General features: G+C 65.6%; 21 protein-coding genes. 5 read left to right on the top strand and 16 right to left on the bottom strand.

Going from position 1 to position 17,822, the window contains the following annotated elements:
• Positions 1 to 97 precede the first annotated feature (97 nt).
• From AC4PRM_RS14370 to mmsB, 7 genes are all read right to left on the bottom strand, one after another.
• Positions 98 to 733 (bottom strand): RibD family protein, encoded by a 636-nt coding sequence (locus AC4PRM_RS14370; RefSeq protein ID WP_492040379.1) that lies wholly within the window; start codon positions 731 to 733, stop codon positions 98 to 100.
• The gene (gene nrdR, locus AC4PRM_RS14365) at positions 733 to 1,200 is read right to left on the bottom strand and encodes a transcriptional regulator NrdR (protein WP_292175135.1); all 468 of its coding nucleotides are present in this window, start codon (positions 1,198 to 1,200) and stop codon (positions 733 to 735) included. The genes AC4PRM_RS14370 and nrdR overlap by 1 nt, the downstream gene beginning before the upstream one ends.
• Before the next feature lie 6 nt (positions 1,201 to 1,206).
• A complete protein-coding gene (gene glyA / locus AC4PRM_RS14360; protein WP_492040378.1) occupies positions 1,207 to 2,490 on the bottom strand; it encodes a serine hydroxymethyltransferase in 1,284 nt (427 codons plus the stop codon).
• 68 nt (positions 2,491 to 2,558) lie between these two features.
• On the bottom strand, positions 2,559 to 2,738 hold the full coding sequence (locus tag AC4PRM_RS14355) for a DUF6898 family protein (RefSeq protein WP_373258083.1): 180 nt from the start codon (positions 2,736 to 2,738) through the stop codon (positions 2,559 to 2,561).
• Positions 2,735 to 3,433, bottom strand: coding sequence for an SAM-dependent methyltransferase (locus AC4PRM_RS14350; RefSeq protein ID WP_492040377.1), 699 nt, complete (start codon positions 3,431 to 3,433; stop codon positions 2,735 to 2,737). Before AC4PRM_RS14350 ends, AC4PRM_RS14355 begins: the two co-directional genes overlap by 4 nt.
• Before the next feature lie 41 nt (positions 3,434 to 3,474).
• A complete protein-coding gene (gene hemA, locus AC4PRM_RS14345; RefSeq protein ID WP_492040376.1) occupies positions 3,475 to 4,716 on the bottom strand; it encodes a 5-aminolevulinate synthase in 1,242 nt (413 codons plus the stop codon).
• Positions 4,717 to 4,831: 115 nt separating this feature from the next.
• Positions 4,832 to 5,923, bottom strand: a complete 1,092-nt coding sequence (gene mmsB / locus AC4PRM_RS14340) for a 3-hydroxyisobutyrate dehydrogenase (RefSeq protein ID WP_492040375.1) — start codon at positions 5,921 to 5,923, stop codon at positions 4,832 to 4,834.
• On the opposite strand from mmsB, the gene rsmA reads away from it, so the two are divergent.
• Entirely contained in the window at positions 5,849 to 6,658 is an 810-nt protein-coding gene (gene rsmA / locus AC4PRM_RS14335) for a 16S rRNA (adenine(1518)-N(6)/adenine(1519)-N(6))-dimethyltransferase RsmA (RefSeq protein WP_492040374.1), read from the top strand. The two genes, mmsB and rsmA, sit on opposite strands and share 75 nt — an antisense overlap.
• A gap of 210 nt (positions 6,659 to 6,868) precedes the next feature.
• Here the strand turns inward: rsmA and gmk are convergent, their stop codons facing one another.
• From gmk to AC4PRM_RS14295, 8 genes are all read right to left on the bottom strand, one after another.
• Positions 6,869 to 7,510: a guanylate kinase gene (gmk, locus tag AC4PRM_RS14330; protein ID WP_492040373.1), complete on the bottom strand. Its 642-nt coding sequence runs from the start codon at positions 7,508 to 7,510 to the stop codon at positions 6,869 to 6,871.
• Positions 7,511 to 7,567: 57 nt separating this feature from the next.
• Positions 7,568 to 8,725: an endolytic transglycosylase MltG gene (mltG, locus tag AC4PRM_RS14325; RefSeq protein WP_492040372.1), complete on the bottom strand. Its 1,158-nt coding sequence runs from the start codon at positions 8,723 to 8,725 to the stop codon at positions 7,568 to 7,570.
• On the bottom strand, positions 8,726 to 10,006 hold the full coding sequence (fabF, locus tag AC4PRM_RS14320) for a beta-ketoacyl-ACP synthase II (protein WP_492040371.1): 1,281 nt from the start codon (positions 10,004 to 10,006) through the stop codon (positions 8,726 to 8,728).
• Between the two features lie 111 nt (positions 10,007 to 10,117).
• Positions 10,118 to 10,357 carry an acyl carrier protein gene (locus AC4PRM_RS14315; RefSeq protein WP_292169615.1) on the bottom strand — a complete coding sequence of 80 codons (240 nt, stop codon included), beginning with the start codon at positions 10,355 to 10,357 and terminating at the stop codon, positions 10,118 to 10,120.
• 156 nt (positions 10,358 to 10,513) lie between these two features.
• Positions 10,514 to 11,254: a 3-oxoacyl-[acyl-carrier-protein] reductase gene (fabG, locus tag AC4PRM_RS14310; RefSeq protein ID WP_492040475.1), complete on the bottom strand. Its 741-nt coding sequence runs from the start codon at positions 11,252 to 11,254 to the stop codon at positions 10,514 to 10,516.
• 17 nt (positions 11,255 to 11,271) lie between these two features.
• Positions 11,272 to 12,216, bottom strand: a complete 945-nt coding sequence (gene fabD / locus AC4PRM_RS14305) for an ACP S-malonyltransferase (protein WP_492040370.1) — start codon at positions 12,214 to 12,216, stop codon at positions 11,272 to 11,274.
• Between the two features lie 82 nt (positions 12,217 to 12,298).
• Positions 12,299 to 13,579 (bottom strand): Nramp family divalent metal transporter, encoded by a 1,281-nt coding sequence (locus AC4PRM_RS14300; protein WP_492040369.1) that lies wholly within the window; start codon positions 13,577 to 13,579, stop codon positions 12,299 to 12,301.
• Between the two features lie 27 nt (positions 13,580 to 13,606).
• Positions 13,607 to 15,013 carry an FAD-binding oxidoreductase gene (locus AC4PRM_RS14295; protein ID WP_492040368.1) on the bottom strand — a complete coding sequence of 469 codons (1,407 nt, stop codon included), beginning with the start codon at positions 15,011 to 15,013 and terminating at the stop codon, positions 13,607 to 13,609.
• A 55-nt stretch (positions 15,014 to 15,068) separates the two neighbouring features.
• Here AC4PRM_RS14295 and AC4PRM_RS14290 point away from each other — a divergent pair, with 55 nt between their 5' ends.
• From AC4PRM_RS14290 to AC4PRM_RS14280, 3 genes are all read left to right on the top strand, one after another.
• On the top strand, positions 15,069 to 15,479 hold the full coding sequence (locus AC4PRM_RS14290; protein WP_373258094.1) for an NUDIX hydrolase: 411 nt from the start codon (positions 15,069 to 15,071) through the stop codon (positions 15,477 to 15,479).
• Positions 15,480 to 15,570: 91 nt separating this feature from the next.
• Positions 15,571 to 16,566: an SPFH domain-containing protein gene (locus AC4PRM_RS14285; RefSeq protein ID WP_492040367.1), complete on the top strand. Its 996-nt coding sequence runs from the start codon at positions 15,571 to 15,573 to the stop codon at positions 16,564 to 16,566.
• A gap of 3 nt (positions 16,567 to 16,569) precedes the next feature.
• Complete coding sequence (locus AC4PRM_RS14280; RefSeq protein WP_492040366.1) at positions 16,570 to 17,028, top strand: NfeD family protein; 459 nt, start codon at positions 16,570 to 16,572, stop codon at positions 17,026 to 17,028.
• 2 nt (positions 17,029 to 17,030) lie between these two features.
• Here AC4PRM_RS14280 and rnhA read toward each other — a convergent pair whose 3' ends face one another.
• A complete protein-coding gene (gene rnhA / locus AC4PRM_RS14275) occupies positions 17,031 to 17,474 on the bottom strand; it encodes a ribonuclease HI (protein ID WP_492040365.1) in 444 nt (147 codons plus the stop codon).
• A 104-nt stretch (positions 17,475 to 17,578) separates the two neighbouring features.
• On the opposite strand from rnhA, the gene AC4PRM_RS14270 reads away from it, so the two are divergent.
• Complete coding sequence (locus AC4PRM_RS14270) at positions 17,579 to 17,800, top strand: twin-arginine translocase TatA/TatE family subunit (protein ID WP_373258098.1); 222 nt, start codon at positions 17,579 to 17,581, stop codon at positions 17,798 to 17,800.
• The last annotated feature ends 22 nt before the right edge of the window (positions 17,801 to 17,822 follow it).

Below are 17,822 nucleotides of genomic sequence, written 5' to 3'. Positions count from 1 at the left end.
CAGACGTGGACGAAAAACAGAGTCCACTGAGTCCACCGAGTCCGCATGGAAGGTCGTCGCGCGATCCTTCTCACCAGCGCCGGTGGGCCTGCAAGGGCTAGCGAACCGCTTCATAGCGTTCCCACAAATCGTCTCCGAGAGGTTCGGCCGACAGACGACGGAACTTGGGGGCGTTGCCCAGCTTCGCAAGGGCCAGGCCGGCGATACAGGGGCGTCCCTCCGCGCCGAGGAGGATAGGCGCGCGGAACCACTCCAGTCGATCGATGCGGCCAGCGCGGATGCAGGACGCCGCCACCTGCCCTCCCCCTTCGATCAGGACGGAGGTGATATTGCGCTCGGACAGAGCGCCGATGATGGCCTCGATGATGGGTCGGCCATCGGCTGACGCGACCCGGACGACTTCGGCGCTGCCGATGGGGTGCGGCTCGGTGGCGGTCAGGATCAGGGTATTGCCGGATGCGACCTTAGCCGACGGGGGTGTGCGGAGGCGGCTGTCGAGGACCACACGAAGGGGCTGAGCGACGTCACGCCCCTCTTCCCCCAACCGCACCGTCAGTTCCGGATCGTCCGCCAGCACCGTCTCGACCCCGACCAGTATGGCCTCATGCGCCGCACGCAGCCGATGCCCCTGCGCCCGCGCCGCCTCGCCCGTGATCCAGCGGCTCTCGCCTGACGGCATGGCGATGCGACCGTCCAGCGACGTCGCCAGTTTGAGTGTGACCCTGAGGGGCATCAGCCCTTGCCTGGCTCGTCCAGCCCTTCGTCGCCCAGGAAGCGGGCGAAGTCGCCGGTGGCGCGGAAATCCTTGTAGACCGAGGCGTATCGGACATAGGCCACCTCATCGACCGACTTCAGTGCCTTCATGATGAAGTCGCCGACGGTCGAGGAATGGATTTCAGTCTCGCCCAGGCTTTCCAGCTGACGCACGATCCGCGACACCATCTGTTCGACCTGTTCCGGCTGAACCGGACGCTTGCGCAAGGCAATGCCCAGCGAGCGCTCCAGCTTGTCGCGGTCAAAGGGCGTGCGCCGCCCGTTGCGCTTCAGGATCATCAGCTCGCGCAGCTGGACCCGCTCGAAGGTTGTGAAACGCCCGTTGCACTGTGGACAGGACCGTCGGCGCCGGATGGCCGCGCCGTCATCAGACGGGCGGCTGTCCTTCACCTGGGTGTCGGCATGTCCGCAGAAGGGGCATTTCATCGCGGGCTATCCATAGATCGGGAAGCGCGCAGTCAGTTCGCGCACTTCGTCCGCCACGCGGGCCTGGACCGCCGGATCGGCCTCGTCCGTGCCCTTCATGGAATCGATCACATCCGCGATCCAGTGACCGACCTGCTGGAACTCGGCCATGCCAAAGCCGCGCGTCGTGCCCGCAGGTGTGCCCAGGCGGACGCCCGAGGTCACGGTGAAAGGAGCAGTGTCGAAGGGCACGCCATTCTTGTTGCAGGTCATCAGGGCGTGCTCCAGCGCCGCCTCAGTCGCCTTGCCCGTCACGCCCTTGGGCCGCAGATCGACCAGCATCAGGTGGGTGTCCGTCCCGCCTGAGACGATGTGCGTCCCCCGCTCGACCAGTACTGCCGCCAGGGCCCGGGCATTATCCACGACCTGTTGCGCATAGGCCTTGAACTCCGGCTTCAGGGCCTCGCCAAAAGCCACGGCCTTGGCGGCGATGACATGTTCCAAAGGGCCACCCTGCAGGCCGGGGAAGACGGCGGAGTTGATCTTCTTGCCAATCTCCATGTCGTTCGACAGCACCATGCCCCCGCGCGGACCGCGCAGGGTCTTGTGGGTCGTGGTCGTGACGATATGGGCGTGCGGCAGCGGGTCGGGATAGACGCCCCCGGCCACCAGCCCCGCATAGTGGGCCATGTCGACCATCAGATAGGCCCCGACGCTGTCGGCGATCTCGCGGAACCGCTTGAAGTCGATGGGCCGCGAATAGGCGGAGGCACCGGCGATGATCAGCTTGGGCTTCTCGCGCTCGGCCATCTCGGCGACGTTGTCATAGTCGATCAGGTGATCGTCCTGGCGCACCGTATAGGTGACGGGTCGGAACCACTTGCCCGACTGGTTGGCGGGGCTGCCGTGCGTCAGGTGTCCGCCTGCGGCCAGATCCATGCCGAGGAAGGTGTCGCCGGGCTGCAGCAGGGCCTGGAACACCGCCTGGTTGGCCTGGGCGCCCGAGTGCGGCTGGACGTTGGCGAAGGCACAACCGAACAGTTCCTTGGCCCGCGACCGCGCCAGGTCTTCGGTCACATCGACGTATTCACAGCCGCCATAGTAGCGACGCCCTGGATAGCCCTCGGCATATTTGTTTGTCAGCACCGACCCCTGCGCCTCCAGAACCGCCTGAGAGACGATGTTCTCGGACGCGATCAGCTCGATCTGCTCCTTCTGCCGCGCCAGCTCGCCCTGGATGCCGTTGAAGACATCGGGATCGGCGGCGGCGAGGGTTTTCGAGAAATAGTCGGCGTGGGTGAAGGCGGTCACTGGAATCCCCGAGGCATGAGCGGCGATCCATTTAGGCCTGACGCGGGTTCACCACAACATCTAGTGGGTCAGCGCGACGCCAAGGCCCGTTTCAGCTTGGCCAGGGCGATCCGCTCCAGCCCATGCCGCTCGGTCACGGGGCCGATAGCTGTGGCCTCGACGCCGGTCGCGACGTGCACCGCTGAGCATTTCAGATAAACCCCGTTGCGGGTCAGCTCGAGGATAACCTCGCCCAAATCGTCTTTCATCGCTGCCAGGCCGGAGGAGCTACGCGCAGGGCGTTAAGTTGATCACGCGAGGGCAGGTCCTCCGTTCGCTTGGCCATGACGAACCAGTTGAGCTCGGGATGAGGCCAGGGACAGGCGCTGATCACCAAGCCCGCCTCCTGGGCTAGCCGCACAATGCGATCAGGCATGAATGAGACGCATTCAGGATAGACCCAGTCCGTCGTTTCGACGTTCGCGCCAGTGTCTTCATATCCCAGCAGCCAGTTGGCCAAAATGATTCCCCCTGGTGCCAAGACATCAGCAAAGGCAGCAAGGGCCTTTGCTACCGGAGCTTGTCCAGTGTGTGAAAAGACGGATTGAGCGATGATGAAATCAAAAGTCTCCTCAAACACCTCGACACGGTAATCCCGATTGGCGTCAAACCTCGGCCTCTTCAGCAGTCGAATGTCGTCACCGAGCTCGTGTTTGAATCCCTCTTCAACCAGCCTCATCTCGGGTTCGATTCCGCAATAGCGATCCGGCATCAGATAAGGGATCGCCAGCCTTCCCAGGCGAAGGGACCCACAGCCGAAATCCAGCAGCCGGTGATGTTCTCGAAGGCCAAGAAGGAAAAGCAAGGCGAACTGAGAGCCCGCCGCGAGATCATAGCGAGCAGGCTGGCCGACGAACGCGCGATGGTGGGAATAGGCGGAAAGAGGCGGACGCGCGTCTGTCATTCGTCGATCTTAACGACTGACCGTGGTGCCATCCAGCGTGCTCAAGCTACCTGCGGCAGGCGCACCACATTGCAGTGGGTCCACAGGGCATCCATGGCCTTGACCAGGTCGTCCATCATCGCATCCGTGTGGTTCGGCGATGGCGTGAAGCGCAGCCGCTCGGTCCCCTTGGGCACGGTGGGATAGTTGATCGGCTGCACATAGACCCCGTACTGCTCCAGCAGCATGTCCGAGATCATCTTGCAGTGGACCGGATTGCCGACATGCACCGGCACGATATGACTGACGCTGGGCAGGACGGGGATGCCCGCCGCCGTGAACCGCGCCTTCAGCGTCGCCGCCCGCTCCTGATGCGCCTCGCGCAGAGCGCCATTGGCCTTCAGGTGGCGCACCGAGGCCAACGCGCCAGCGGTCAGGGCCGGCGGCAGCGATGTCGTGAAGATGAAGCCCGAGGCCCAGCTGCGCACAGCATCGATGATCACTGCGTCAGCAGCGATATAGCCGCCCATAACGCCGATGGCCTTGCCCAAGGTGCACTCAACGATGTCGATGCCGTCCAGAACCCCGTCCCGCTCGGCCACGCCTGCGCCGGTCGCACCGTAAAGGCCCACGGCGTGGACCTCGTCCAGATAGGTCAGGGCGTTGTATTTCTTGGCCAGGGCGATCGTCCCGGCCAGGTCAGCGATATCGCCGTCCATGGAATAGACGCTCTCGAAAGCAATCAGCTTGGGCGCATCGACCGGCGCGGCGGCCAGCAGGGCCTCGAGGTGCACAAGGTCGTTGTGCGCAAAGATGTGCCGCTCGCCGCCGCCATTGCGGATGCCCGCGATCATGGAGGCGTGGTTCAGGCTGTCGGAAAAGGTGATCAGGCCCGGCAGGATGCGCTGCAGCGTCGTCAGCGTCGCCTCATTGGCCACATAGCCGGAGGTGAACAGCAGCGCTGCCTCCTTCTGGTGCCAGCTGGCCAGCTCGGCCTCCAGATCGACGGCCGAGCGCGTGGTACCCGAGATGTTGCGCGTGCCACCGGCCCCGGCACCGACGGAATCGATCTCGGCCTGCATGGCCCCCAACACCTCGGGGTGCTGGCCCATTCCCAGATAGTCGTTGGAGCACCAGACCACGACGTCCTGTTCGGCGCCGTCCTCGCGGCGGCGGCGCGCCAGAGGGAACTGGCCACGCACGCGCTTCAGGTCGGCGAAGACGCGATAGCGCCCTTCTCCCTTGACCTGCTCTACCGAGCCCTCGAATGCCGCCTTGTAGTCGAACAACCCTATCGCCCGCATGGTCTTTTGCCGATGACCGGTATGTGCGCCTCGAGCCGATAAAAGTCTATCAACGAAGCCTGCTAAATCGTCGCAACCTTCTAATTGATAATGATTATCAGGCTGGTTTATGCGTTCAGGGCTTCGGCAATTCATCCAGCTTGCCGCGCAGCATCTGCAGGATGGCCGAAAAGTCCCGACCGCCATAACCCAGCCCATCAAACATCTGGAACAGCGCCTCGGTCTGGGCCCCCAGCGGTGTCGAGGCTCCCGACTTGGCCGCTGCATCCTGGGCCAGCTTCAGGTCCTTCAGCATCATGGCGGTGGCGAAACCGCCGTCATAGTTGCGGTTCGACGGTGCCGTCGGCACCGGGCCGGGCCAGGGATAGTAGGTGGTCGTCGACCAGCTCTGGCCCGAGGATTTGGACACGATGTCGAACATCTTGACCGGGTCCAGTCCCAGCTTTTCCGCTAGGCCGATGGCCTCGCACGTGCCCAGCATCGTGATGCCCAGGATCATGTTGTTGCAGATCTTGGCCGCCTGCCCCGCCCCGTGATCACCGGCGCGGAAGGTCGCCCGGCTCATCGGCTCCAGCGCCGCCTCGATATGAGCGAAATCGGGTTCATCGCAGCCGACCATGAAGGCCAGGGTGCCCGCGTCCGCCGCCATCGTCCCGCCCGACACCGGCGCATCTGCGAAGGCATAACCCGCCTCCTTGGCCAGTCCGGCGACCTTGCGCGCCGTGTCCACGTCGATGGTCGAACAGTCCAACAGCAGGGCTGACGTGGGGGCCGCTCCGATGATCTGTTCGGAGTAGACCTTCAGCACATGAGGCCCGGCGGGCAGCATGGTGATGACGATGTCCGCATCCTTGACCGCCTCGGCCACCGATGCGACCGGCGTGCAGCCCGCTCCCCTGGCCCGTTCCAGCGCCGCCTCCGACAGATCGAAGGCCGCGACCGCATGCCCGGCCTTGGCCTGATTGGCTGCCATGCCACCGCCCATATTGCCCAGGCCGATGAAGGCGATCTTGGAGGTTGTCATGGCGTCGTCTCCCGGTGTCTGTTTTGCCGGATGGTTAGCTGCTTGCGCGAGGTGACGCCAGCGTGACCGACGCGTTCCAAGCCAGGCCGAACCTGTTATGCAGGCGCGATGACCGACCTGCCCTCCCTGCGCGACAGCCTCGATGCCCACGGCCTGCTGGCCAAGAAGAGCTTCGGGCAGCATTTCCTGCTGGACCTTAATGTAACGCGCAAGATCGTTCGGCTGGCCGGGCCGTTTGAGGGGCGTGCCGTGATCGAGGTAGGGCCGGGTCCGGGTGGGCTGACGCGGGCGCTGCTGGAGAGTGATGCGGGTGCTGTCGTGCTGGTCGAAAAAGACCCGCGCTTCCTGCCGCTGCTCAGCGAACTGGACGATGGCACCGGACGGCTGCGGATCGTCGAGGGCGATGCGCTGAAAGTGCGCGAGGCCGATCTGGTCGAAGGCCCGACGCATCTGGTCTCCAACCTGCCCTACAATGTCGGGACACCCCTGCTGATCAAATGGCTGACCGGGCCGTGGACGCCGCATGCCTTGACCCTGATGTTCCAAAAGGAGGTCGCCGAACGGATCGTGGCCGCCCCGGGCGACGACGCCTATGGCCGTCTGGCGGTGATTTCGCAAGCGGTGGCCGAGGCGCGTCTGGTCATGCACCTGCCCGCCGCCGCCTTCACCCCGCCGCCCAAGGTCGCCTCCGCCGTGGTACATCTGATCCCCCGCCCCGATCGGCCCGATGCCCAAACGCTGAAACGCCTCGAACGCGTCACCGCCGCCGCCTTCGGCCAGCGCCGCAAGATGCTGCGCTCCAGCCTGAAGCCGTTGGGCGGCGCGGCCCTGTGCGAAGCAGCGGGGATCAGTCCGGAAGACCGGGCCGAGGTGATCGATCTGGCAGGGTTTCTACGGCTGGCGGCCTCGATCAAATAGTCGCCAGCAAAAAGGGTCGCCCCCGAGGAGCGACCCTTACATTGTCAGCCAGAAACGAGGCTTGTCGTCAGGCGCAAGACCCCGCCAGAGGGGAGGTCAGGCTCAGACGGCTTGCCGCGTGCGGCGTGAGACAATGAGACATTCGACCACCTCCTTTCAATGTTGAACAATGAAGGGAGTGTACCGATCGCTGGTCGCCCCACAAGCCCTCTAGACCGCCTCGTTCAGCAGGGCATCGCGGTAGCTCTCGACCCACAGGTTCCGAGCGCGGCAGCTGCGTTCGGCGTGGTAGATGTGGGCCAGTTCAGCGTAGCTGCGGTCAAAGTCGTCGTTGACGAAGACATAGTCGAACTGGTCGCAATGCTCGATCTCGCCCTTGGCGTTGGCGATGCGGCGCTCGATGACGTCGTCGGCGTCCTGGGAGCGGGTGACCAGGCGGCGGCGCAACTCTTCAAGGCTGGGCGGCAGGATGAAGACGCGCACGGCATCCTCGGGGCATTTCTCGGCGATGTCGCGGGCCCCCTGCCAGTCGATGTCGAACAGGACGTCGCGGCCCTCGGCCAGGGCGCGGTCGATGGGCGCGCGGGGGCTGCCGTAACGAGCGCCATGGACGTCGGCCCACTCCAGGAAGGCATCGGCGTCGATCAGGCGCTGGAACTCTGCATCGTCAACGAAATGATAGTCGCGATCCGCCACCTCGCCCGGACGGATGGCGCGGGTGGTCATGGATACCGACAACTCCAGCCCGCCGTGATCGGCCATCAGGCGACGACACAGCGAGGTCTTGCCTGCGCCCGAAGGGCTGGCGACGATCAGGAGGACACCCCGGCGGGGCGTGCGTTCATTCGACATTCGAAACCTTGGGACGGGCGACTCTGCGACTGGGCGTCGTCCTACTCCAGATGCACATCATTGGACAGGCTGAGGAGCCGTTTGCGCCGTCGGCTGCTGGGGTACGCGGATCACCTGGGCTCCGGGCGGGACCACGACACCGGGAGGCAGATCCTGAGCAGTGTCGGCAACCTCGCTGGTCACAGCCGGGGCTTCGGGCGGCAGCCCCGCCTTGCGCCGCTCGATCTCGCGCCAGCGGGCGACATTGGCCAGATGCTCCTGATAGGTGCGGGCGAAGGCGTGGCCACCCGAGCCATCGGCGACGAAGAACAGGTCCTCTGTCCGCAAGGGATTCAGCACGGCGGCGATGGAGGCCTCGCCCGGATTGGCGATGGGCGTCGGCGGCAGGCCGTCGATCCGGTAGGTGTTCCAGGGATTGGCGGCCTCCAGCTCCGACTGGCGGATGCCGCGCCCCAGGGGGCGCCCCTTGGTGATGCCGTAGATGATGGTTGGATCGCTTTCCAGCCGCATGCCCAGACGCAGACGATTGGTGAAGACTCCGGCGACACGGGGCCGCTCGGCGGCGACGGCGGTCTCCTTTTCCACGATCGAAGCCAGGATGATGGCTTCGTCCAGGGTGCGGACTACTGTTGCGGGGCTGCGCTGCGCCCACAGGCGGGCCACGGCCTCGTCATGGGCACGCTGCATGCGGGCGATGACCGAGGCCCGGGTCTCGCCGCGCGCGACCTCATAGGTCTCGGCCCAGAGGGTGCCCTCTTCCGGAATGTCCTCGATCTCCCCGACCAGCACCGGCTCCTTCATCAGGATGTCCACCGCCTGGGCCGAGGACCAGCCCTCGGGCAGGGTGACGAAGTGGCGGACGACCTTGCCGTCGACCAGCAGATTGATGACCGCATTCAGGGACGCACCGCTGGGCACCTCATACTCCCCCGCGCGCAGGCGGCGGGCGGAGCCGTTCAGGGCGACGGCGGCCTTGAACAGGTCGGTGGAGCGGATCACGCCCTCGGCCTTGAGCTGGGCCGCGATGGCGTTGACGCCGGAGCCGCTGGACAGGGTCACGATGGTGGTCTCGCCAGACCGGGCCGAGGGACCGGGCGCATACAGCACGGCCCACAGCGCGATCAGAGCCGCGATGACGAAGAAGCCGAAGGTGCCGGCGGCCGCCAGCAAGGCCGTCCTGCGCCCCGATCCCCGCTCGACCGACCGTCCGAACACCTAGTCGACCTTCCTGAAGATGACCGAGGCATTGGTGCCGCCAAAACCGAAACTGTTGGACATGGCCACATCGATCTTCATCGGCTTGCCCTTGTGCGGGACCAGGTCGATGGGTGTCTCCATCTCGGGATTGTCCAGATTGATGGTCGGCGGTGCGATCTGGTCGCGGATGGCCAGGACGCTGAAGATCGATTCGATCGCGCCCGCGGCCCCCAGCAGGTGGCCGGTCATGGACTTGGTGGAGGAGACGGCGAGATTCTTTGCATGGTCGCCAACCAGGCCCTCGATGGCTTTCAGTTCGATCCAGTCGGCCATGGTCGAGGTGCCATGGGCGTTGACATAATCGAGGTCAGACGGCTGCAGCCCGGCCCTCTTCAGCGCCGCCTTCATGGCACGCAGGCCGCCCTCGCCGTCCTCGGACGGAGCGGTGATGTGATAGGCGTCACCGCTCATGCCGTAGCCGACGACCTCGGCATAGATCTTGGCCCCGCGGGCCTTGGCGTGTTCGTATTCTTCCAGGACCATGATCCCGGCCCCCTCGCCCATGACGAAACCGGCGTGGTCCTTGTCATAGGGGCGGCTGGCCTTCTCGGGCGTGTCGTTGAAGGCGGTGCACAGCGCCTTGCAGGCCAGGAACCCCGCGATGCCGATGGGCACGATCGAACTCTCGGCCCCACCCGCGACCATGACGTCGGCGTCGTCCAGGGCGATCATCCGGGCCGCGTCGCCGATGGCGTGGGCCCCGGTGGCGCAGGCGGTCACGACGGAGTGATTCGGCCCCTTCAGACCGTGGCGGATCGAGATCTGGCCGCTGGTCAGGTTGATCAGGGCTGAAGGGATGAAGAAAGGGCTGACCCGGCGCGGGCCCTGCTCCTTCAGGATGATGGCCGTGTCGGCGATGGGGCCCAGGCCGCCGATGCCGGAGCCGACCATGACGCCGGTGCGCTCGCGGTCCTCATCCGTTTCGGGCTTCCAGGCTGCATCGGCCAGGGCCTCGTCGGCGGCGGCGATGGCATAGACGATGAAGTCATCGACCCGCTTGCGATCCTTGGGCGACATGATCTTTTCGTGATCGAAGACGCCGGGTTCGCCGGGCACACCGCCGCCGCGTCCGTCGACCGACGGAATCTCGCCCGCGATGGTGCAGCCATAGCCTTCGGTATCGAAGTTGGTGATCGGACCGATGCCCGAGCGCCCCTCCACGATGCCCTTCCAGTTATGCTCCACCCCCCAGCCCAGCGGGGTGAGAAGGCCGAGGCCGGTGACGACGACGCGACGCATGCGTGGCGACTCCTTACAGATTCCAAGCCTTGAAACAGTAATGGCCGCCGGACGCCCCCGCTAGGGGGACATCGCGGCGGCCATCGATGCCGTGCGAAAAGGTGCTGGCGATCAGCCGGCCAGCTTCTCGTCGATGAACTTCACGGCGTCGCCGACCGTCTGGATGTGTTCGGCGGCGTCGTCGGGGATTTCGATGTCGAATTGTTCTTCGAAGGCCATGACCAGTTCGACGTTGTCGAGCGAGTCAGCGCCCAGATCGTCGATGAAGCTGGCCTTTTCGGTGACCTTGTCCGGATCGGCGTCCAGGTGGTCGATGACGATCTTGCGGACGCGTTCCAGGGTGTCGGACATGGGGGTCTCTGCTTTTGGGGCCACCGAAGCGGCTGTTGTCTCAAATCCTGCCGTAAGACGGCGGGGGCGGCGGCGCAAGCCTTCAACGAGGGATCGCGCCAACCGGTCTGCGGGGTTTAGCACAGTCGGGACGGGTGGAAATACCCCTCGTCGCCCCTAGACCATCGCCATGCCACCGTTCACGTGCAGCGTCTGCCCCGTGACATAGGCGGCTTCGTCGGAGGACAGATAGACGGCGGCGGCGGCGATTTCGTCCCCGGTGCCCAGGCGGCCGGTCGGGATGTTCTTCAGGGTGGTCTCGCGCTGGGCGTCATTCAGGACATCGGTCATCGGCGAGGCGATGAAGCCCGGTGCGATACAGTTGACGGTGATGCCGCGCGAGCCGACTTCCTGAGCCAACGACTTGGAAAAGCCGATCATGCCGGCCTTGGACGCGGCATAGTTGGTCTGGCCGGGGTTGCCCGTGACGCCGACCACCGAGGTGATGCCGATGATCCGCCCCGAGCGGCGCTTCATCATCCCCTTCATGGCGGCGCGCGACAGGCGGAAATAGCTTTCCAGATTGACCTTGATGACGTCGGAGAAGTCCTCGTCCTTCATCCGCATCAGCAGGCCGTCCTTGGTGATGCCCGCGTTGGCGACCAGGATGTCGAGCGGGGTGCCGGCGACTTCCTCGGCCCGGGCGATCAGGCCGTCGACGGAGTCAGGGTCGGACAGATTGGCGGCGGCGGCGAACGCACGCTCGCCCAGATCCTTGGCCAGGTCCTGAAGCACGGCTTCACGCGTGCCGGACAGGACGACGGCGGCCCCCTGAGCGTGCAGGGCCCGGGCGATGGCCCCGCCGATGCCGCCCGTGGCGCCTGTGATGAGGGCGGTCTTGCCGGTGAGATTGAACATCATCTTTTCCTTATGTCTCAGAGCGACTTCGCGAACGCTTCCAGGTCTTCAGGCGTATTCAAGGCCATGCTTTCGGCATCCGGCGCGATGCGTTTGGCCATGCCGGTCAGGACCTTACCCGAACCGATCTCGGCGAAGCGGGTCACGTTGCCCTCGCCTGCCATCCACTCCATCGACTCGCGCCAGCGGACGCGGCCTGTGACCTGTTCGACCAGCAGGCGGCGGATGACCTCGGGGTCGGTCTCGGGGCGAGCGGTGACGTTGGCGACGACGGCGACCGACGGGGCGACGATCTTCGCATCGCCCAGCGCATCCGCCATCTCGTCAGCGGCGGGCTGCATCAAAGGACAGTGGAACGGGGCCGAGACGTTCAGGGGGATGGCGCGTGCCCCCAGCTCCTTAGCCTTTTCGATGGCGCGGTCCACGGCGGCCTTGTCGCCCGAGATGACGATGTTGCCGGCGTTGTTGTCGTTGGCGACGACACAGACCCCGACCTCCGAGCCAGCAGCGGCGGCAGCCTCGGCCAGGGCCAGGTCCGTCTTGGGCCCGATCAGCGAGGCCATAGCCCCCTGCCCCACCGGCACGGCGCGCTGCATGGCCTGACCGCGCAGTTTCAGCAGCCGGGCTGTGTCGGCCAGGGTCAGGGCCCCGGCGGCGCACAGGGCGGAATACTCACCCAGCGAATGCCCGGCGACGAAGGCGGCGCGGCTGACCTCCACGCCGAACTCGACCTTCAGCACGCGGGCGGCGGCCAGGGAGACGGCCATCAGGGCGGGCTGGGCATTCTCGGTCAGGGTGAGCTGATCCTCCGGCCCCTCGCGCATCAGAACCGACAGCTTCTGGCCCAGGGCGTCATCGATCTCCGCATAGACATCGCGAGCACTGGCGAAGGCTTCGGCGAGGCTGACACCCATGCCAACCGACTGACTGCCCTGACCGGGAAAGAGAAGCGCGAGGGTCATGGATCGATCCGTAGTCCGTTGATTCAACGCCGCACCGGTTAGGCGAAAGGTGTCGCAGCGGCAAGCCGGGCCGGAAAAGCCGCTACTGCAACAGGCCGATCAGCTCCCGCCCCGCGAGGACCGCAAACAGAACCGTCGCCCCGGCCAGCATGAGGTTGGACAGCCAGCCGCTGCGCCATTCCCTCGGCACGCGATCGCTATTCAGCAGCCACAGCAGGGTCCCGGCCAGGAATGGCATGAAGACGCTGCCCAGCACGCCATAGGCGACGATCAGGCCGAAGGGGCGGTCCATGAACAGCAGGGTGATGGGCGGGATCGTAAGCCAAAGCGCATAGCCCCGGAAGGCCCGACTGCGGTCACCGCGCACGGCCTCATCTCCTGCCCGGCCACGGACATGGGCGATGAAGTCGGCGAACATCAGGCTGACCCCCTGCCAGACGCCCAGCAGGCTGGAGAAGCTGGTCGCCCAGAAGCCGACCAGGAACAGGATGGAGATCGGTCTACCGAAGCGATCGCGAAGCACCTGATCCAGGTCCAGCAGGCCGCGCTCGCCGCCCTGAAGCGCGATACCCGCGCTGAACAGCAGTTCGGCCCCGACGATCAGCATGGCCACGACGAAGACGCCGGTGACGATATAGCCGACGCGGTTGTCCAGCCGCATGACCCGCATCCAGCCCGGCCCCTTCCAGCCCTTGGCATTCAGCCAGTAGCCATAGGCCGCCATGGTGATGGTGCCACCGACGCCGCCGATCAGGCCCAGAGTATAGAAGGCCGAACCCGGCGGCAGGCTGGGCCACAGGCCGGTGGCCAGCGCGGGCAGGTCCGGCGCGACGATAACTGCCAGGCCGATGACGGTGACGAACATGACCCCCACGCAGGCGGTCATCACCTTTTCGAACAGGCCGTAGTGACCGAACCAGACAAAGGCCAAGCCAGCCAGGCCGCTGAGAATCCCCCAGACCTTCAGGTCCAGAACCGGGAACAGGGCCGCCAGCGGCAGGGCCGTCGCGGTCATGGCCGCCGCCCCATAGACGAAGCCCCAGACGACGACATAGACGCCGAAATAGATGCCAGCCCAGTTCAGGGTGCCGCCCAGCCTACCGACCCGAAACGCGCCGCCGAGGCTGGACCAGCCGTCGAAGATCGTGCGCTCGCCCGCCAAGGTCCAGCGACCGACCGCCTCGGCCAATGCGATCTTCAGCAAAGTGCCCAGGATGGCCGCCCACAGCAGGGCATAGCCAAAGCGCGACCCGGCGATCAGGGTAGCGACCAGATCGCCCGCCCCCACTCCCGTCGCGGCCACGACGATACCGGGCCCGATCAGGGTCCAGCGGTTGCGGATCGGCGTCTCGGGCGTGCTCATCCCTCGACGCTAGTGCGCTTCGCCTGGCTAGAACAGCACCGCCGGGTTCATGATCCGCTGCGGGTCGATGGCCGCACGGATGGCCTGCATGGTGCGAATTTCCATCGGCGACTTGTAGCGGCGGGCTTCATCGGTCTTGAGACGCCCCAGCCCATGCTCGGCGGAAATAGAGCCGTCGTAGCGGGCGACGATGTCGTGGACTATCCGAGACCCCTCCTCCCACCGCGCCAGAAAGGTGGCCAGGTCGGACACGGGCGGACACAGCACATCGTAGTGCATATTGCCGTCGCCGACGTGGCCGAAGGCGCTGACCCGGGCTCCGGGGTGGAAGCGTTCGACCGCTGCCGTCGCCTCGTCGAGGAAATCAGCGATACGCGAAACGGGGACGGAGACGTCATGCTTCCAGCCACCACCCTCCGGCTTCTGGGCTGCGGACTGTTCCTCGCGCATCTTCCAGAAGGCGGCGCGCTGGGCATCGTTCTGGGCGATGGCGGCGTCGGTGATCAAGCCGGCCTCGAAGGCCGCAGTCAGCAGCCGCTCCATCCCCGCCTCGGCTCCGCCGGGCTCGCCCGACACCAGCTCGATCAGGACGTACCAGGGCGGGGTGCTGTCCAGCGGTTCACGCGTGTCGGGGATGTGCTTCAGGGCGAACTCGACGCCGATCCGCTTCATCAGCTCGAAGGCCTCGACCCCGCCCCCCGTCTCGGCCTTGGCGCGGGCCAGCAGGTCGATGGCGGCATGGGGGCTGTCCAGACCGACCACGGCGGTCGCACGGCTGCGCATGATCGGAAACAGCTTCAGCGTCGCGGCCGTGACGACGCCCAATGTGCCCTCGGCCCCGATCAGCAGCTGTTTCAGATCGTAGCCGGTGTTGTCCTTGCGCAGCCGTTTCAGGCCGTGAAAGATTTCGCCATCCGGCATGACCGCCTCGATGCCCAGGATCAGATCGCGCATGACGCCATAGCGGATGACGGCGGTCCCCCCCGCATTGGTCGAGATGACACCGCCGATGGTGGCCGTGCCTTCGGCGGCCAGACTGAGCGGGAACATCCGGTCGGCAGCTGTCGCAGCCTGTTGCGCCTCCAGCAGGGTGACCCCCGCCTCGACCGTCATGGCGTCGTCCAGTGGGGTAACATCGCGGATGGCCCGTAGCTTGCGCGTCGACAGCAACACCTCGCCGTAAGGAATCTGCCCCCCGACCAGCCCTGTGTCGCCGCCCTGAGGCACGATGGCGATGCGATGCTCGGCACAGATACGGACGGCGCGAGCGACCTCCTTCACCGAGCGCGGCGTCAGCATCAGGGGGGTATTCCCCTGCCAGCGATTGCGCCACTCAGTCAGCCAGGGCGCGATATCGGCGGGATCATCGGTCCAGCCGCCGGGGCCGAGGGCGGATTTCAGGGCGGCGAGCGCTTCGGTTGACGGGGAGGTCATGCCCTGTTGTGTCAAAGTCATGGGCGCGGCGGAAGGGCCAAGCTAGGCTAGAGGCATGACATTGTCCTTCGCCTCACCCGTTCCCGCCGTCGGCATCGTCTGCCTGCGCGGCGATGCGGTCTTGCTGATCCGACGCGGCAAACCGCCGAGGTTGGGCGAATGGAGCCTGCCCGGCGGGCGGATCGAGCCGGGAGAGCGGGCGGTCGATGCGGCCTTGCGCGAACTGAGTGAGGAGACGGGGGTCACGGCGCGGATCACAGGCCTTATGGACGTGGTGGACGGCCTCTTCGCCGATGCAGGTCTGCACTATGTACTGATCGACTATGCCGCTGAATGGGTGTCGGGCGAGCCTGTGGCAGGCGACGATGCACTGGAGGCGCGATTCGTGCCGCTGGATCAGGTCGAACCGCTGATCGATTGGTCCGAGACCAGGAGGATCATCGGGCTGGCGGCGGCGAAACGGTGAAGATTACGGCTTTGTCATCTTCGACGTGTCTGGTTTCGGTGCCGCTCGCCGAACGGTGGTGCTAGGCTGAGCGCATAAGGGGAGGCTGTTGATGCTGTATTTCGCTATTTTCCTGGTCGTACTGGCGTTTGTGCTGCTGTTCAGCGTGGTCAAGATCGTGCCGCAGGGGCGCGAGTTCACCATTGAACGTTTCGGCAAATACACGCGCACCCTCTCCCCTGGCATCAGCCTGCTAACACCCTTCGTGGAGCGGGTCGGGCGGCGCATGAATATGATGGAGCAAGTCCTTGATGTCCCTCAGCAAGAGGTGATCACCAAGGACAACGCCATGGTCAAGGTGGACGCCATCGTCTTCATCCAGGTGATGAGCGCCTCCGCGGCGGCTTACCGCGTCGAAAACCTGCACTACGCCATCACACAGCTGTGCTCGACGAACCTGCGGACCGTCGTCGGTTCAATGGATCTGGATGAGGTGCTGTTCCAGCGCGACAACATCAACTCGCGCCTGCTGACCGTCATCGATGCGGCGACCGAGCCCTGGGGCGTCAAGGTCAACCGGATCGAGATCAAGGACCTGACCCCGCCGGTCGATATCACCAATGCCATGGCCCGTCAGATGAAGGCCGAACGCGAACGCCGCGCCGTCATCACCGAGGCCGAGGGTGAGAAGCAGGCCGCCATCGCCCGCGCCGAGGGGGCAAAACAGGCCGCCATCCTGGAGGCCGAGGGCCGCCGCGAAGCCGCCTTCCGCGACGCCGAGGCTCGTGAGCGCGAGGCCGAGGCCGAGGCCAAGGCGACCGCCATGGTGTCCGAAGCTATCGCCCGCGGCGACGTCAATGCCATCAACTACTTCGTCGCCCAGAAGTATGTGGAGGCCTTTGCCGAACTGGCCCGCAATCCGACGGCCAAGACCGTCATCGTGCCTGCCGAGATGTCCGGCCTGGTCGGCACCATCGCTGGCCTGGGCGAACTGGTCGGTCTGGCCAAGGAGCAGCAGCAGAGCCGCAGCGACATCCGCACATCGGCGCCCCGCGCCACACCCCCTGCCCCGCCGCGTCCGCGCGGCTCTGTCCCGCCCACGGAGTAGGTCATGGACACCGTCGTCAACTTCTATGCCGCCAGCCCGTTCTGGATATGGCTGGCGCTGGGCGTGATCCTGCTGGCGGTCGAGGCGGCCTTCTCGACCGAATGGCTGCTGTGGCCGGCGGTATCGGCGGGCGTTGTCGCGGTTTTGACGGCGGTCGGCGTACGACTAGGCTTCGGGATCGAGGTTCTGATCTTCGCCGTACTGACCATCGCCTTCACCCTGCTGTCGCGCCGCCTGATCACCCGGGTCAATCCGACGGATTCGCCCGACATCAACAGCCGCGACAGCCGCCTGCTGGGCCAGCGGGCACAGGTCATTCAGCCCTTCGTCGACGGACGCGGCCGGGTCTTCGTCTCGGGCGCGGAATGGCCTGCGGACCTGGAGGGGACCGCTCCCGAGGTCGGCACCAGCGTGATCGTCGAGGGGGTCAATGGTCCGCGTCTGACAGTAAGAGCGACCTAAGCCTATCCGGCCCGCCTATCCTCGATCCCGCGGTTGGCCAGTTGGTCGGCGCGTTCATTGAGTTCGTGCCCGGCATGGCCCTTGACCCAGTGCCACTTGACCTCGTGCCGGGCGCGGGCGGCATCGAGGCGCTTCCACAGGTCCTCATTCTTGACCGGCTTCTTCTCGGCCGTCTTCCAGCCCCGCGCTTTCCACGGCCCGATCCATTTCGTGATGCCGTCCATGACGTAGCGGCTGTCGGTATGCAGATCGACGCGGCACGGCCGGGTCAGGGCCTCCAGGGCACTGATCGCCGCCATCAACTCCATGCGGTTGTTGGTGGTCAGCGCCTCGCCACCCCACAGCTCTTTCTCATGCCCGCTGCCGGTCTGGAGAATCGCACCCCAGCCACCGGGGCCAGGATTGCCCTTGCAAGCACCGTCGGTGTGGATGATCACGTGACTCATTCGCGCGTCCTAACAGGTTCGCTTGGCGTCGCGCCACTGAAGCGCCTATATGCGGGTCGAGATTTAGACGGGGCGCATCGTCGCCCGACCGAGGAGAGAGTTCCGTGGGTTCATTCAGCATCTGGCACTGGGCCATCGTCGCCATCGTGGTCCTCCTGCTGTTCGGCGGACGTGGCAAGCTGTCCGCCATGATGGGCGATGCCGCAAAAGGCGTGAAAGCCTTTCGCGACGGCCTGAAAGACACCGACGAAACCAAGTCGTCGGACGAGCAGCGCGCGGGTGCCCTGCCGCGCACCGAAGCCGAAAAAGAAGACCTGAAGCGATAGCCGCATCCGGCTGAGGAAATTG

It is taken from the genome of Brevundimonas sp. DW-iso22 (assembly GCF_058725425.1).
The sequence above is the reverse complement of the archived record's forward strand: the minus strand, read 5'-3'. Positions and strand labels throughout refer to the sequence as shown.

Bases quoted from the DNA above. Each gene is read 5' to 3' on its own strand.
- hemA (WP_492040376.1), bottom strand. From the start codon at position 4,716: ATGCGGGCGATAGGGTTGTTCGACTACAAGGCGGCATTCGAGGGCTCG.
- AC4PRM_RS14295 (WP_492040368.1), bottom strand. From the start codon at position 15,013: ATGACCTCCCCGTCAACCGAAGCGCTCGCCGCCCTGAAATCCGCCCTC.
- nrdR (WP_292175135.1), bottom strand. From the start codon at position 1,200: ATGAAATGCCCCTTCTGCGGACATGCCGACACCCAGGTGAAGGACAGC.
- AC4PRM_RS14285 (WP_492040367.1), top strand. From the start codon at position 15,571: ATGCTGTATTTCGCTATTTTCCTGGTCGTACTGGCGTTTGTGCTGCTG.
- fabD (WP_492040370.1), bottom strand. From the start codon at position 12,216: ATGACCCTCGCGCTTCTCTTTCCCGGTCAGGGCAGTCAGTCGGTTGGC.
- gmk (WP_492040373.1), bottom strand. From the start codon at position 7,510: ATGTCGAATGAACGCACGCCCCGCCGGGGTGTCCTCCTGATCGTCGCC.
- AC4PRM_RS14315 (WP_292169615.1), bottom strand. From the start codon at position 10,357: ATGTCCGACACCCTGGAACGCGTCCGCAAGATCGTCATCGACCACCTG.
- AC4PRM_RS14370 (WP_492040379.1), bottom strand. From the start codon at position 733: ATGCCCCTCAGGGTCACACTCAAACTGGCGACGTCGCTGGACGGTCGC.
- mmsB (WP_492040375.1), bottom strand. From the start codon at position 5,923: ATGCTGCCCGAAGCTCTTCTTGGCCAGCAGGCCGTGGGCATCGAGGCT.
- fabF (WP_492040371.1), bottom strand. From the start codon at position 10,006: ATGCGTCGCGTCGTCGTCACCGGCCTCGGCCTTCTCACCCCGCTGGGC.
- AC4PRM_RS14350 (WP_492040377.1), bottom strand. From the start codon at position 3,433: ATGACAGACGCGCGTCCGCCTCTTTCCGCCTATTCCCACCATCGCGCG.
- rsmA (WP_492040374.1), top strand. From the start codon at position 5,849: ATGACCGACCTGCCCTCCCTGCGCGACAGCCTCGATGCCCACGGCCTG.
- rnhA (WP_492040365.1), bottom strand. From the start codon at position 17,474: ATGAGTCACGTGATCATCCACACCGACGGTGCTTGCAAGGGCAATCCT.
- AC4PRM_RS14355 (WP_373258083.1), bottom strand. From the start codon at position 2,738: ATGAAAGACGATTTGGGCGAGGTTATCCTCGAGCTGACCCGCAACGGG.
- fabG (WP_492040475.1), bottom strand. From the start codon at position 11,254: ATGTTCAATCTCACCGGCAAGACCGCCCTCATCACAGGCGCCACGGGC.
- AC4PRM_RS14280 (WP_492040366.1), top strand. From the start codon at position 16,570: ATGGACACCGTCGTCAACTTCTATGCCGCCAGCCCGTTCTGGATATGG.
- AC4PRM_RS14290 (WP_373258094.1), top strand. From the start codon at position 15,069: ATGACATTGTCCTTCGCCTCACCCGTTCCCGCCGTCGGCATCGTCTGC.
- AC4PRM_RS14300 (WP_492040369.1), bottom strand. From the start codon at position 13,579: ATGAGCACGCCCGAGACGCCGATCCGCAACCGCTGGACCCTGATCGGG.